This window comes from Longimicrobiales bacterium (genome assembly GCA_035764935.1).
Taxonomy (GTDB): Bacteria; Gemmatimonadota; Gemmatimonadetes; order Longimicrobiales; family RSA9; genus DASTYK01.
Genome location: DASTYK010000155.1, coordinates 17494 through 31904 on the forward strand (window position 1 = coordinate 17494; position 14411 = coordinate 31904).

Sequence of the window (14411 nt, forward strand, 5' to 3'; positions counted from 1 at the left end):
CCGACTCCCGGGCGCCTGGTTCCGATAACGACAGCGCTCTGTCGCGCGCATCTTGCAGCGGATGCCGCCCGGCGTTTCGACGGCGGTGGTCTGCAGCGTCGAGCGGAAGGCAGCAGTCCGGTGCCGACCCCGAACGGTCGGCGGGGTGGAATTTCAACGGGGGGAACCATGCTCGGACGCATCCTGGTCCCGGTTGACGGGTCACCGTTCGCGGAGCACGCGCTGCCGCACGCGATCGGCGTGGCGCAGCGTGAGAACGCAGAGCTCCACATCCTGTTCGCGCACCACGTGACGCTCGGCATCGATGCCGGCTGGATGCCGCAGCCCGAGCTGTTCGCGCAGGGCATCTTCGAATCCGAGGAGCACTACCTGGCCAGGCTCCGGGACAGGCTCGCGGCGGCCGGGCTGCACCGTATCTACCTCCACCACAAGGATGGCGACCCCGCCGAGCTGGTCGCGAGGTTCGCGGACGAGCACGAGATCGACCTGATCGTCATGAGCACGCACGGCCGTGGTGGCCTTCAGCGCGCGTACCTCGGCAGTGTCGCGGACGCAGTCGTGCGCCGCGTCCACAAGCCCGTGCTGCTCGTGCGACCCGAGGGCAGTGAGCGCGAGCCGCTGATGCAACACACGGAGGTACGCCGGATCCTCGTCGCGGTGGATGGCTCCGTCGTCGCCGAGAAAGCGCTCGCGGTCGCGCTCGATGCCGCAGCAGCGGAAGGCGCGCACTGCACCGTCCTGCAGGTCGTGGTGCCGCCCATCTTCATCTCGTCCTACGTGCCGGATACTGCGCGCGTAACGCGCGAGGAGATGGACACCGCCAGTCGGCGTGCCCGCGAATACCTCGCCGAGCTGGAGCGCAAGGTGCCGGATGTCGACGACGTGCGCGTGGTCGAGCACCAGCAGCCCGCCGTGGCGATCCTCAAGGCGGCTGAAGAGATCGGCGCCGACATGATCGCGATCGGCACGCGCGGGCTCGGCAAGGTCGCGCGGTTCTTCATCGGGAGCGTGGCGGACAAGGTGGTGCGCGGCGCACACGTGCCGGTGCTGGTGGTGCCGGGGAAACCTGCGAAGACGGACTGAAACGCTCGGACGCCCGGCGGGTCCACGACGTGGCCTGAGGTGTCCGGGACGCACAAAAGCAAAGCGCCGCAAGGACACTGTCGCTTGCGGCGCTGCATAGCTGGGGAGGGACTTGAACCCCCAACAGGCGGATTATGACTCCGCTGCTCTGCCAGTTGAGCTACCCAGCCACGAGATACGGAATTTACCAGAACTCCCGGAAAACGTCAATCTGACGGCGCACTGTCAAGGCAGGGTGTCCGCCCGTGCCGTGTCCTCCACGAAGCGGTACAGCCGCTCCCCCGGCCGGATCAGTCCGTACCGCTCGCGCGCGATCCTCTCGATGGTGGCCGAGTCGTTCTCCAGGGAGTCGACGCGCGCCTGCAGCCGGACGATCTCGGCGCGCGCTTCCTCCAGGCGCACCTGCTCCTGGGCGAGATCGCTCTTGAGGCGTTGCAGCTCGAGGAGCGAATACTCGCCGCCGAACAGGGCGAAATAGGCGGCGCCGGCAACGAGCGCGGCGCCCAGGATCACCTTGCCCCTCACGCTGCCTCCGGCCGGCGCGCCGCCGCAACGTCACGCGTCGGGCAGCTTCTCAGAACGCCTCCCGCCCCGGATACTCCGCGGCCGCGCCGAGGTCCTCGGCGATGCGGAGGAGCTGGTTGTACTTGGCGACGCGGTCCGTGCGGCTGGCGCTGCCGGTCTTGATCTGCCCCGTACGCGTCGCGACCGCGAGATCGGCGATGAACGTGTCCTCGGTTTCGCCGGAGCGATGGCTGATGATCGCGTTGAAGCCGTTCCTGCGTGCGAGCTCGATCGCTTCCAGTGTCTCGGTCAGTGTGCCGATCTGGTTGACCTTGATCAGGATCGCGTTGCCGGCACGCTCCTCGATGCCGCGGCGCAGGTACTTCGTGTTGGTGACGAAGAGGTCATCGCCGACGAGCTGGACTCGGTCACCGATTGCGGCGGTGAGCTGCTGCCAGCCCTTCCAGTCGCCCTCGTCGAGCCCGTCCTCGATGGACACGATGGGGTAGCGATCGACCCAGCCCTTCCAGAAGTCGACCATCTGCGCGCTGGTCAGCTTTTCGTCGGTCGACTTGTGGAAGACGTACCTGCCGTTGCGGTGCATCTCGGACGCTGCGGCATCGAGTGCGAGCACCACGTCTTCGCCCAGGTCGTAGCCGGCGACCTCGATGGCCTGGACGATCACCTCGAGCGCTTCCTCGTTGCTGCCGAGGTCCGGTGCAAAGCCGCCCTCGTCACCGACGCTCGTGCTCTTCTTCTGCTTCGAGAGCACCTTCTTGAGCGCGTGGAAGATCTCGACGCCCATGCGCAGCGCATCGGGGAAGTTGTCAGCCCCGACAGGCGCGATCATGAACTCCTGCAGGTCGACGTTGTTGGCCGCGTGTGCGCCGCCGTTCAGGATGTTCATGAGCGGCACGGGCAGCAGCGTGGCGTGCGGTCCACCGAGGTAGCGGTAGAGCGGCAGTCCTGCCTCTGCAGCGGCAGCGCGCGCGTTGGCGAGCGACACCGCGAGCATCGCATTCGCGCCGAGGTCCTTCTTGTTCTTCGTGCCGTCCAGCGCGATCATCGCGCGGTCGACGTCGACCTGGTCGAAGGCGTCGAGTCCCGCGATCTCGGGCGCAATGCGCTCGATCACGTTCTCGACCGCCTCGAGCACGCCCTTGCCGAGGTAGCGATCCTCGTCGTCGTCGCGCAGCTCGATCGCCTCGTTCTCGCCGGTGGACGCGCCGCTGGGTACCGCCGCGCGACCCGCGCTGCCGCTCTCGAGGACGACCTCCGCTTCTACCGTGGGGTTGCCGCGCGAGTCGAGGATCTCGCGAGCGTGCACACTAACGATTGCCGACATGTTCGATGGCCGGGGTTCGGACCGGCGCGGCGAGCAGCTCTTCGATGGCGCCGCGCACGCGCCGGATCAGTTCGTCGCGGTTCTGCTCGTCATAGCCGGCCGTCGGGATGGCCGTGCCGAAGCGCACGATAACTTCGCCACTGCGCACGCGCCAGCCGCCCTTGGGCAGGACGCGACGCGTGCCGATCACGGCGACCGGCACGATGTCGACGTGCGTGTGCAGGGCGAGCATGAACGCGCCCTTCTTGAAGGGGAGCAGCTCGCCGGTCGCGGAGCGCGTGCCCTCGGGAAAGATGACGACAGAGCTGTGGTCCGAGCGGATCAGCCGACCCGCCGCATCGAGCGACGCGACGGCGGCCGCGCGGTTCTTCCGGTCGACGGAGATGTGGCCGGCCGCCTTCCACGCCTGGCCGAAGATCGGGATCAGGCCGAGCTCCGCCTTGGCGACGAAGCGGAACCGCTTCGGCAGTGCGGCCGCGATCGCGAATACGTCGTACCAGGACACGTGGTTGCTCGCAAAGATCTGCGGCTGGTCCAGTGCAACGGTGTCCAGCCCTTCCGTGCGGACCCGCACACCGCTCGCCCACAGGATCGACTTCGACCAGTTGCGCGCGACCGCGTCGAAGTAGGGCGGCCTGGCCCGGAACAGTGCACCGACGATCGCCGCGGAGCTGAAGAGCGGCGTCGCAATGGCCCCGATGAGGTACGACCAGATCGTACGAATCACGTGTTGCTCTCCCGGAAGTGGTCGTAGCCGCCCGTCGTGAGCGGCTGCGCCGATCCGTCGCTGCCCAGTAACACTACGCCCTGCCCCGCGCGGACACGACCGATGCGCGTGAGCGGAACATCGAACGACTTCATGAACTCGTCTCGAACGGCTTCGACCGCACCGGGTGCCGCCGTGAACAGCAGCTCGTAGTCGTCGCCGCCGCGCAGCGCACGACTCCGCGCGTCATCTTCGTCATTCGCCTGAGCACGAAGCGCAGCGTGCACGGGGAGCGATGCGCTGTCGATCTCGACCAGCACGTCGCTCGCGGCGGCGATGTGGGCAGCGTCGCCGGCAATGCCATCCGAGACGTCGATCATCGCGCCGATCACGCCCCGCACGTGCAGCCAGTGCGCCTCGCGCGTGCGTGCGCGCGGTCGCGCATAGGCCTCGCGTGCTGCGTGGTCCGGCGTCGCATGCGCCGTCCAAACCTGCACCGCCGCGCTCGCGCCGCCCAGCTCGCCGGTCACCCACAGCACGTGACCCTCGCGCGCGCTGCTGCGCAGCACCGGCGCGTCCGTGTGGCCGATCGCGACGACATCGATCGTGAGGGGGCCGCTCGTGCGTGCGACGTCGCCACCGATCACGCCGGCGCCCAGCTCCGCAGCGGCGCGCTGCACGCCACGCAGAACCGCCGGCGCGAAGTCATCGCGATCGGCCTGTTGAAGTGCAATCGACACGAGCGCGGCAACCGGCTCTGCGGCAACGGCCGCGAGATCGCTGAACGCGACCGCGGCGGAACGGTAGCCGATCTCCTCGGCGCTCAGCCAGTCGCGGCGGAAGTGTACCCCCTCGACGGACATGTCGACACTGATCGCGAACGGCCCGCCGCGCAGCACGGCGCAGTCGTCGCCGGGGCCGACGAGCACGTGGCGACTCGATGCGTCGGAGCCGGACGCCTGCGTGTCCGCATCCGCGAGAAAGCGCCGGATCAGGTCGAACTCGGCGCCGCCGCCGAGTGCGATGCTGCGTCTCACCAGCGGGCCGGCTGGTCGAACGTGATGAAGGGGAACGCGACGGGGGGGCGCAGCCTGCCGGGGCTGGCGAACGCACGCGGCAGCATCTCGATCGCGTCCTCGGGTCCCAGCGAGCGGCCCCGCTTCGCCAGCACGGCAGCGCGGCCGCTGTAGTGCAGCGCGAGCCCGGCAGCGGTGCGCGGGTCGGCGCCCGCGGCCAGGAAGGCCCCTGCGACGCCGGCGAGGTGGTCGCCCATGCCTGCGCTGGCGAGATCGGACGAGCCGCCACTCGCGACGAGAAGCGGAGCATCGTCTGTGGCGATCATGGAGGGCTGCCCCTTGAGGAGCACCGCGGCACCGAACCTGGACGCGGCGTCGCGCGCGGCGCCCACGGGATCGCGGGTGATGTGCGCAGTGTCGGCTCCGAGCAGGCGCGCCATCTCGCCCGGATGCGGCGTCAGCAGCACCGGACGCTCCGCGGCAACGGCGCGCAGTGCACCGTCCTCGCGGCCCAGCAGATTCAGCGCATCGGCATCGAGCAGTGTCGCGACGCCGGGTGTACGCGCGAGCGCGTGCTGCAGCGCGGCGCGTGCATCGTCGCTCGTCCCGATTCCCGGGCCTGCGATCAGCGCGTCGACATTGCCAAGCTCTGCGTCCGCAAGATGTGCAGCGTCGATGAACGTCGAGTGCGGTACGCTGGTCTGCAGGATCGAACGGTTCAGCATGACTGACGCGATCCGCACGTACCCCGCGCCGGCCCGCTGTGCAGAGCGTGCGCACAGCACGGCGGCGCCCGCCATGCCGCCGCTGCCCGCCAGCACGAGCACGCGGCCGGCGCTGTTCTTGTGCGCGTCGGGCGAGCGGCGCGGCAGACGAGCGACGGCCCAGGAAGGCGTGATCAGCTCGGCACCCGCGGATTGCTGCGGCGGGAATCCGATCTCGACGGCGATGATGCGGCCGCAGTACGTCCGCGCCGGGTTCAGCATCATGCCGAGCTTCGGTGTGCCGAACGTGATCGTGAGTGCGGCACGCACGGCGTCGGCGGGAACGTGACCGGTCGTGGCGTCGATACCGGTCGGCAGGTCGAGCGATACGACGAATCCGGAGGACCGGTTGATCACACCGATCCAGCCCGCGATGTCGCCGCGCGGCGACCCGCTGCTGCCCGTGCCCAGCATGCCGTCGACCACCACGTCGGCGTGCAGCAGCGCGCTGCGCGCGGCGTCGCCCTCGAGAGCGGCTACCGGATGATCGTGACGGAGCGCGTCGTCGGGTGGACTGCTGCCGGCCACGACGAGTGCGACCTCGCGTCCCCACGCCGCGAGCGTCCGCAGTGCTACCAGCGCATCGCCGCCGTTGTTGCCGGAGCCCGCTACGCCGACAATGCGGCCTTCGGGGCGGAAGGCGTGGACGAGCTGTGCAGCCGCGCGGCCGGCGTTCTCCATGAGGACGCGGCCGGGCACGCCGACGCGCTCGCGAGCGTCGTCATCGATGGCGGCCGCCTGCGCGGCGGTCGGCAAAGCAACGCCGTCACGACCATAGATCTCATGGCCGTGACGGTCCGTGCGTCCACGCATTCCGCTACGTGCTGTCGGTGCGCGCTGAATGCGCGCCGTGGTGTCCTACTTGTAGCTCTGGCCGATGGTGCGGCCGAAGCTGATCTCGCCGTTGTCGATGCGGATATTGAACCCGCAATCCGGGTTCGAACAGACCCACGCCTTGAACGTGATCGGCGCTCCATCCCTCCCGTAGTCTGACAACGGCAGCATGCTCCCGCGGTCGCACTTGCGACACTGCGGGAACTGTACGGGCATCTCCGCTGACATCTTCAACCCCTCCCCGAACAGGCAGGACCCGCTGCTCCCGCGCGGGCCTAGTGCAAAGCACGTTCCAAAGCGGCCTGTGGCCCCTCACCAGTGATGCTCGAACGCCTCGTCGAAGTCGTAGACCCGGTGGAAGTCCTCGGGCCCGTCCTCGTCCTGCTTGATGAGGACGCCGACGTCGACCAGGGCGAAAACGATGTCGCCGACGTGATCGGTGGCGCTGATTCCCCAGTGCTCGAGGACGGTCCGGGCCATGGGCCCGAAGCGCTCGAGGGCGAGGTCCCGCACCCCCTCGGCCAGCTCCCGGCCCGAGATGTGGCGCGCCGCGGGCAGCCCCGAGATCACGTAGTGCAGTGCAGCGAGCACGAACACATACGCGCTTTCGTGGAACTGCGGAGAGCGCTCCCGCAGCCGGTCAACCAGCGCGTCGTCGAGTACGATTCCGTCCATGCTTCTTCCTGCGGCCGCCCGGCTCAGGCGCCGCGCTCCGTGAGCTGGTGCTGGCGTCGGAAGGCCTCGTAGAGCGGGAATGCCTCGGCCAGCTCCGCCACGCCGCGGCGCACCTGCTCCGCGACCGTCTCGTCCTCGGGGGCCCCGAGCACGTCGGCGATCAGGTTGCCGACGCGCTGCATCTCGGCGGTGCCCATCCCGCGCGTCGTGAGCGCGGCAGTACCGATGCGGACGCCGGAGGTGACGAAGGGTGAGCGCTGCTCACCGGGCACGGTGTTCTTGTTGGTCGTGATGCCGGCGCGCTCCAGCGCTTCCTCGGCCAGCTTGCCGGTCAGCTCCGGGTGGCTGGTCAGGTCGAGCAGCAGCAGGTGGTTGTCGGTGCCGCCGCTGACCAGGTCGAAGCCGCGCGCCATGAGTGCCTCGGCGAGCGCCTTTGCGTTGGCGACCACCGCATGCGCGTACTCGCGGAACGCCGGCTCCAGCGCCTCGCCGAACGCCACGGCCTTGGCCGCGATGATGTGCATGAGCGGCCCGCCCTGCATGCCCGGGAAGACCTGCTTGTCGATCGGCTTCGCGAACGGCTCACGGCTCAGGATGAAGCCGCTGCGCGGGCCGCGCAGCGTCTTGTGGGTCGTCGACGTCACGATGTCGGCGTGGGGCACCGGACTGGGGTGCGCGCCGCCGGCGACCAGCCCCGCGATGTGCGCCATGTCGACCAGGAACACGGCGTCGACCTCGCGCGCGACTTCGGCGAATGCGGCGAAATCGATGATACGCGGATACGCGCTGGCCCCGGCGACGATGACCTTCGGCCGCTCGCGGCGCGCGATGTCGCGCATCCCGTCGTAGTCGATCAGCCCGTCCGCGCCGACGCCGTACGCCACCGCGCGGTAGATCTGCCCACTGAAGTTCACGGGCGAGCCGTGCGTCAGGTGACCGCCGTGCGACAGGTTCATGCCGAGCAGCGTGTCACCGGGGTTCATGGTCGCGAGGTACGCGGCCATGTTGGCCTGGGCGCCGGAATGGGGCTGCACGTTCGCGTGCTCCGCGCCGAACAGCTCCTTCGCACGCTCGATCGCCAGCGTCTCGACGACGTCGACGTGCTCGCAGCCGCCGTAGTAGCGCTTGCCGGGGTAGCCCTCCGCGTACTTGTTCGTGAGGACCGTGCCGGCCGCTTCGAGCACCGCAGTCGACGTGAAGTTCTCCGACGCGATCAGCTCGAGCGACGCGTGCTGGCGGTTCGCCTCGTTCACGATCGCATCGAAGACCGCGGGGTCCTGCTGCCGGAGCTCGTTCATCATTTCGTTTCTGCCTCAGACCCAGGTTCGCTGCAGCTTGCCGACCTGCTCGATGCGACGCTCGGCCAGGCGATCGGCCGCCTCGTAGGTCGGCAGCCCCTGCTCTGCCGCGATCTCGAAGAGGTCCGCGAGCGTCTGGTAGATCTCGCCCGCCTTGCGCTTGGCGCGCTCCGCGTCCCAGCCGTTGATCTCACCATAGACGTTGATCAGGCCGCCGGCGTTGATCACGTAGTCGGGTGCATAGAGGATGCCCTTCTCCGTGAGAACGTCCCCGTGACGCTCCTCCCGGAGCTGGTTGTTCGCGGCGCCGGCGATCACCTCGAAGCGGAACTGCGGGATCGTCTTGTCATTGACGATCGCACCGAGCGCGCACGGCGAGAAGACCTGTGCATCGACACCGTAGATCTCGTCAGGAGCAACGGGCTTCGCGCCCAGCTCGTCGACGACGCTCTGCACCCGCTGCTGATCGATGTCCGTTACGATCAGCTTCGCGCCGACGTCGTGCAGGTAGCCGCACAGGTAGCGGCCGACATGGCCGAGCCCCTGCACCGCGACGGTGACACCCTCGAGGTCGTCGGAGCCGAGCTTCTGCCTGGCCGCCGCCTGCACGCCGCGGAACACGCCCCACGCGGTGACCGGCGACGGGTCGCCGAGACCGCCGGCGAGGCCCGTCACGTGGCTGGTCTCCATCTCGACGTAGCTCATGTCCTCGACGCTGGTGCCGACGTCCTCTGCCGTGATGTAGCGCCCGCCGAGCGACTCGACGAACCGGCCGTGAGCGCGGAAGATCAGCTCGCGCCTGGTCGTGCGGTTGTCGCCGATCATGACCGCCTTGCCGCCGCCCAGGTTCAGGCCCGCGACCGCAGCCTTGTACGTCATGCCGCGCGCGAGGCGCAGCGCGTCGACGATGGCCTCCTCCTCCGTCGCGTAGTTCCAGAAGCGCGTGCCGCCGAGCGCAGGGCCGAGCGTGGTGTCGTGGATCGCGATGATGCCCTTGTAGCCGATGCTCGGCTCGTAGCAGAAGACGAGCTGCTCGTGCTCGTACTCGCCCATCGCCTCGAAGATTTCCATGATTCTCCTCGTCACAGCGTAAACGGGCCGACGTCGGCCCGGCGGTTAATCGTCGTAGAGTGCCGTCGCGATCTCGAGGCGGAGGTGCTCGTCCGCACCCTGGATCAGCCCCATCGCGCGCGCGTCCCGCATCAGCTTCTCGACCGGATAGTCGCGCATGTAGCCGTAGCCGCCAAAGATCTGCACTGCCTCGGTCGTGACCTGCATCGCGGTGCGGCTGGCCAGTACCTTGGCCATGGCCGCCGCGGTGAGCGAATCCCCCTGAGCCGCCTCCAGCAGCAGCGCGCGCGACGCGGCGATCGACGTCGCCATGTCGGCGAGCTTGAAGCGGATCGCATCGAACTCGCGCAGCTTCGTCCGGAACTGCTCGCGCTCGGCCGCGTAGCCGAGTGCGTGGTCGAGCGCGGCCTGCGCGATGCCGAGCGCAATGGCCGCAACGCCGAGCCGGCCGGTATGCGAGGCAGCGCGATACGCCGCGTCGTCGAGTCGTACCGCAGCCGCGGCCTCGAGCACCAGTGGCGAGACGTGCAGCGGGCGCAGGCCGAGCGTGTCGACGCGCTCGCCGAACGCTGCACCATCGTCCAGTGTGACCGCGAATGTGCCGGTGCCCTCGTCTGTCGATGCACGCACGAGCGCGACGCTGGCGCCATCGCCGGCATGCAGCACGAAGGGCGCGGAGCCGCTGATGCGCCACGCGTCGCCGTCCCGCGACGCATGCAGCGCGACGTCGTCGCCCATCGCGTAGCAGCCGCGCAGCTCGCCGCCGGCAATGCCGGTCAGCCAGCGACCGCGCACGTCGCCGGGCGATGTGCCGAGCCCGCGGGCGACCACCTGCTGCACGAGCACGAGCAGCGCAGTCGCGGGCTCGCCCCACGCGATCTCCTCGAGCGCCGCGACGAACGCGGGCATCTCGAAGCCGGCGCCGCCGTCGTCCTCGGAGATGAGCATGCCCAGGAAGCCGAGCTCGGCGAGCTGCGGCAGCACGGCTTCGCCCAGGGCAGCGTCGTGGTCCCACTGCTCCACGCCCGGACGCAGCTCCGCCTGCGCGAAGTCGCGCGCGAGGCTGCGGATCTCGCTCAGCTCGATCATCGGTGCTCCTCGCCCGACACGCGGCGCTTTCCGGGGTGGTGTGCGCTCATTCGTGCTCAGGCATCGTAGCGGTAGAAGCCGCGGCCCGTCTTGCGACCGAGCCAGCCTGCGGCGACGTACTTCTTCAGCAGCGGACAGGGGCGGTACTTGTCGTCGCCGAGATCGCGGTGCAGCACCTCGAGAATGTTCTGGCAGGTGTCGAGGCCGATCAGGTCGGCAAGTGCGAGCGGGCCCATCGGGTGGTTCATGCCGAGCTTCATGACGGTGTCGATCGCGTCCGGCACGGCCACGCCTTCCATCAGGCAGTAGACGGCCTCGTTGATCATCGGCATGAGCACGCGGTTCGACACGAAGCCGGGGAAGTCGTTGACCTCGACGGGCGTCTTGCCGAGCGCGCGCGCCAGCTCCATCACCGTGTGCGTCGTTTCCTCCGACGTCTGCAGTCCGCGGATCACCTCGACGAGCTGCATGACCGGCACCGGATTCATGAAGTGCATCCCGATCACGCGCTCGGGGTGCGCGACGTGCCGGGCGAGCTCCGTGATCGAGATCGAGGACGTGTTGGACGCCAGGATCGCGTTCGGCGCAACCTCGTCGAGGCCGGTCAGGATGGTGCGCTTCAGGTCCGCGTTCTCCGGCACCGCCTCGACGACGATGCCGCAGCCGGCCGCGCCGTCCATGCGGTTGTCGACGCTGAGCCGGGCGAGCGTCGCGTCCTTCGCGGCAGCATCCAGCTTCCCCTTCTTCACCTGCCGGTCCAGGTTCGCGTCGATCGTCTGCTGCGCCTTCGCGAGCTGCTCGCGACTCACGTCGATCAGCGTGACGGGGTAGCCCTGCTGCGCGAACACGTGCGCAATGCCGTTGCCCATCGTGCCCGCACCGACCACCGCGGCGCGCATCGGTTCAGCCATCCGTTCTGCCTCCCTCACCCGTGCTGCTTTCCACTCTGTCGTCGTACGTCGCTGGCGTGATGTTTCCGCCGTCCGCGGTGTTCCATCCGTTCGGCGTTGCGTTCGCGAGCGCCAGCGGCCGGAGCGCGCTCGTCGACTCCGCGATCCGCACGCTGCGCAGCCTGAGCACGGCCAGAAGCGCGAGGCCGAAGCCGATCGTGCCGACGAGGCCTGCTTCGGGGCCGAACGCGCCGCCGGTCAGCCATGCCGGCGTGCCCACCACCGGCTCGTAGAGCGGCGTGTCGAACCAGGGGATCCCGCTCACGGGCAGATCGAAGAGCGACGCCATCGCCCAGTTCCAGCCGACGTGCACACCGGTCGCGAACCAGAGACTGAGCGTCTTCAGGTAGGCGATCGCGAGCAGCACGCCGGCCAGGAAGATGTTGACGAGTCCGAACACCGTGACGTTCGGGTTCTGCCCGTGCGCAAACGCGAACGCGATGCTCGTCACCACCGTCGCGACCGCGGGACCGAAGCGCTGCGCCATGACCTGGAACGGGTAGCCGCGGAACATCGCTTCCTCGGACGCGGCCGCGACCAGGAACAGCGCGAAGTCTCCTGCGACGATGGTCACCCAGGTGCCGGCCGCGCCGCCGTCCGGACCGTAGGCGAGCTTGCCGAGTGCGAGCAGCACGACGGCCGCGATCGCGAGACCGGCCACGCCAATGCCGGTGCCGAGCCCCAGCTCCTTCGCACCGGCAGCATTCAGCGGGAAGCCGAGCGCGGCCGGGCTCCGGTCATCCAGCCAGTGGAGCAATGCCGCACCGACCACCACGGCCGCGAGCAGTGCGATCGACGTCGCGAGCAGCCGCTCGCGCCCCTCCAGGCTGATCCCCGCGCCGGCGAGAACGCCGGCGAGCAGAATCGAGAGCACCATGAAGAGCACGACGAACAGGGCGATGCGCGCCAGGCCTCCGCTCACACGGCCGTTCAGCATGCGACGTCCGAAAGCTGCGAACCCCCGGGCTGCCTAGAGCAGCCCGAGGGTCCGGTTACGCAGCCGCCGCGCAATGAGTAGCGCGAGCAGTGTCTTGACGACGTCGCCGATGAGGAACGGCACGACGCCGACGGCGAACGCGCGCAACGGATCGCCGAGCAGCAGCGCGAGCTGCGCGAAGCCGCCGGCAAACACGACGAACGTGCCGAGCAGGATCGCGACGCCGAGCCGGAGCGTCGCGAGCGGCGACGTCGCATCACGGCGCGGTGCGAGCATGCCGGTCACCGCAGCCGCCAGCGGGAACGCGAGCAGGTAACCGCCGGTCGGCCCGAGCAGCACGGCAGGCCCGCCGAAGCCGAGCGAGAAGACCGGCGCACCCATCAGGCCGATCAGCACGTAGGTCGTCATCGCGACCGCACCAAGGCGCGCGCCGAGCAGCACACCCGCAAGCGAGACGAAGAGCGTCTGCAGCGTCACCGGCACTGCACTGCCGGGCATTGGCACCGCGGCGTACGCGCCCAGCGCCGTCAGCATCACGAACACGGCGACCGCGAACACGCGGCGCGCGTTCCGGTTCGGCACCACCTCGAGAGCGGCGGCGCGGCGGGCGGTCAGGAGAATCTGCGTCATCGTATTTCCCGGTTCCGTTTGACGTCTCGTGTGCGCGTCAGACGCGCTCGACCGACAGCGCGACGGCGTCACCGCCGCCCAGGCACAGCGTGGCGATTCCGCGCTGCGCGTCGCGCTGCTTCAGTGCATGCAGCAGTGTGACCAGGATGCGCGTGCCCGACGCACCGATCGGATGGCCGAGCGCAACGGCGCCGCCGTTCACGTTGACGCGATCGAAGTCCCAGCCCAGCTCGCGGCCATCGGCGAGCGCCTGCACGGCAAACGCCTCGTTCGCCTCGATCAGGTCGTAATCGCCGATCTTCGTGCCTTCCTTCTCCATCACGCGGCGCACGGCGCGCACCGGCGCGAAGAACAGGTCGCGCGGCGCGACCGCGCCGGTCGAGTAGGCGTTGATGCGACCCAGGATCGTCAGGCCGTGCGCCTGCGCATACGCCTCGCTCGTCACCACGACCGCGGCGGCGCCGTCGTTCAGGCCGGGCGCATTGCCCGCCGTGACGACCGGCTCCGTGATGTCCTTCGGCATGTCGCGCGTGAACGCGGGCTTCAGTGCGGCCAGCGACTCCAGCGACGTGTCGCGCCGCGGCGGCTCGTCCGTATCCACCGTCGTCGTGCCCTTGCGACCCTTGATCTCGACAGGAACGATCTCTTCCCGGAAGCGGCCGCCGTCGATCGCGTCGATCGCCTTGCGGTGCGACTGCAGCGAGAACTCGTCGGCGTCCTCGCGCGAGATGCCCGCCTTGTTCGCGGTGTACTCCGCGTGGCCACCCATGTGGCAGGAATCGAACGCGCAGTAGAGCCCGTCGCTGATCAGCCCGTCGACCAGCTGCTGGTCGCCGAACTTCACGCCGCTGCGGTGGCCGAACAGGTAGTACGGCGCGTTGGACATCGACTCCATGCCGCCCGCGACCATGACCTGCGCGTCCCCCGCGCGGATCGCCTGCGCCGCCAGCATCACCGCCTGCAGACCCGAGCCGCACACGCGGCTCACCGTCATCGCGCCGACCGTGTCGGGCACGCCGCCCCGGAGCGCCGCCTGGCGGGCGGGCGCCTGGCCCAGCCCCGCCGACACGACGTTGCCCAGGATCACGTCCTCGATGTCGCTCCGCTCGACGTTGCTGCGCTCCAGTGCGGCGCGAATCGCGATCGAGCCGAGCTCGGGCGCCTTCAGGCCGGAAAGTCCGCCGAGAAAGCGACCGATCGGGGTGCGGGCCGCGCCGACAATGACGGCGGTGCGCTGCGGGTCGGCCATGTCTATGGGCTCCTGCTTTGAATTCTTGTCCTGGTTCGAAATGCGGGCCCGGGGCCCTGGGCCGGGGGCCGGGGGCTGGGACAGCGTCGGATTATAGGGAGATGGGGAAGGTCGGGCCAGCGGACTTCGTATTGAACGGCGGGTTATGGGCGGTGGGGGGTGGGAGTGCTTCGCGTTGCTCGCGGGGCGGGGGAACTTCGGGTTGCGACTGCGGGTGGGGGGCGGGGCGACGGCCGGGACGCCTGGATCGGCCTGCGCGG

General features: G+C 69.4%; 15 protein-coding genes and 1 tRNA gene. 1 reads left to right on the forward strand and 15 read right to left on the reverse strand.

Going from position 1 to position 14411, the window contains the following annotated elements; translation table 11 throughout:
• The first annotated feature begins 168 nt into the window (after nt 1-168).
• Nucleotides 169-1083, forward strand: a complete 915-nt coding sequence (locus VFU06_13415; protein HEU5210386.1) for a universal stress protein — start codon at nt 169-171, stop codon at nt 1081-1083.
• Nucleotides 1084-1180: 97 nt separating this feature from the next.
• On the opposite strand, the gene VFU06_13420 is transcribed toward VFU06_13415, so the two are convergent.
• From VFU06_13420 to VFU06_13490, 15 genes are all read right to left on the reverse strand, one after another.
• Nucleotides 1181-1253 (reverse strand) — tRNA-Met (locus tag VFU06_13420).
• Nucleotides 1254-1308: 55 nt separating this feature from the next.
• Nucleotides 1309-1608 carry a septum formation initiator family protein gene (locus tag VFU06_13425; protein ID HEU5210387.1) on the reverse strand — a complete coding sequence of 100 codons (300 nt, stop codon included), beginning with the start codon at nt 1606-1608 and terminating at the stop codon, nt 1309-1311.
• Nucleotides 1609-1657: 49 nt separating this feature from the next.
• Nucleotides 1658-2932, reverse strand: coding sequence for a phosphopyruvate hydratase (gene eno, locus VFU06_13430; GenBank protein HEU5210388.1), 1275 nt, complete (start codon nt 2930-2932; stop codon nt 1658-1660).
• A complete protein-coding gene (locus VFU06_13435; protein ID HEU5210389.1) occupies nt 2916-3659 on the reverse strand; it encodes a lysophospholipid acyltransferase family protein in 744 nt (247 codons plus the stop codon). The genes eno and VFU06_13435 overlap by 17 nt, the downstream gene beginning before the upstream one ends.
• A complete protein-coding gene (gene thiL / locus VFU06_13440; GenBank protein HEU5210390.1) occupies nt 3656-4675 on the reverse strand; it encodes a thiamine-phosphate kinase in 1020 nt (339 codons plus the stop codon). The genes VFU06_13435 and thiL overlap by 4 nt, the downstream gene beginning before the upstream one ends.
• On the reverse strand, nt 4672-6231 hold the full coding sequence (locus tag VFU06_13445; GenBank protein ID HEU5210391.1) for an NAD(P)H-hydrate dehydratase: 1560 nt from the start codon (nt 6229-6231) through the stop codon (nt 4672-4674). The genes thiL and VFU06_13445 overlap by 4 nt, the downstream gene beginning before the upstream one ends.
• Nucleotides 6232-6276: 45 nt before the next feature.
• Nucleotides 6277-6423, reverse strand: a complete 147-nt coding sequence (locus VFU06_13450; protein ID HEU5210392.1) for a hypothetical protein — start codon at nt 6421-6423, stop codon at nt 6277-6279.
• Between the two features lie 141 nt (nt 6424-6564).
• Nucleotides 6565-6927: a Minf_1886 family protein gene (locus VFU06_13455; protein HEU5210393.1), complete on the reverse strand. Its 363-nt coding sequence runs from the start codon at nt 6925-6927 to the stop codon at nt 6565-6567.
• A 23-nt stretch (nt 6928-6950) separates the two neighbouring features.
• On the reverse strand, nt 6951-8228 hold the full coding sequence (glyA, locus tag VFU06_13460; protein HEU5210394.1) for a serine hydroxymethyltransferase: 1278 nt from the start codon (nt 8226-8228) through the stop codon (nt 6951-6953).
• A gap of 12 nt (nt 8229-8240) precedes the next feature.
• A complete protein-coding gene (locus tag VFU06_13465) occupies nt 8241-9296 on the reverse strand; it encodes a Glu/Leu/Phe/Val dehydrogenase (GenBank protein HEU5210395.1) in 1056 nt (351 codons plus the stop codon).
• 45 nt (nt 9297-9341) lie between these two features.
• The gene (locus VFU06_13470) at nt 9342-10385 is read right to left on the reverse strand and encodes an acyl-CoA dehydrogenase family protein (GenBank protein ID HEU5210396.1); all 1044 of its coding nucleotides are present in this window, start codon (nt 10383-10385) and stop codon (nt 9342-9344) included.
• A 56-nt stretch (nt 10386-10441) separates the two neighbouring features.
• Nucleotides 10442-11296: a 3-hydroxybutyryl-CoA dehydrogenase gene (locus VFU06_13475; protein HEU5210397.1), complete on the reverse strand. Its 855-nt coding sequence runs from the start codon at nt 11294-11296 to the stop codon at nt 10442-10444.
• The gene (locus VFU06_13480) at nt 11289-12272 is read right to left on the reverse strand and encodes a type II CAAX endopeptidase family protein (protein HEU5210398.1); all 984 of its coding nucleotides are present in this window, start codon (nt 12270-12272) and stop codon (nt 11289-11291) included. The genes VFU06_13475 and VFU06_13480 overlap by 8 nt, the downstream gene beginning before the upstream one ends.
• A 33-nt stretch (nt 12273-12305) precedes the next feature.
• A complete protein-coding gene (locus VFU06_13485; protein HEU5210399.1) occupies nt 12306-12902 on the reverse strand; it encodes a biotin transporter BioY in 597 nt (198 codons plus the stop codon).
• A 37-nt stretch (nt 12903-12939) separates the two neighbouring features.
• Nucleotides 12940-14151 carry an acetyl-CoA C-acetyltransferase gene (locus tag VFU06_13490; protein HEU5210400.1) on the reverse strand — a complete coding sequence of 404 codons (1212 nt, stop codon included), beginning with the start codon at nt 14149-14151 and terminating at the stop codon, nt 12940-12942.
• Nucleotides 14152-14411 lie beyond the last annotated feature (260 nt).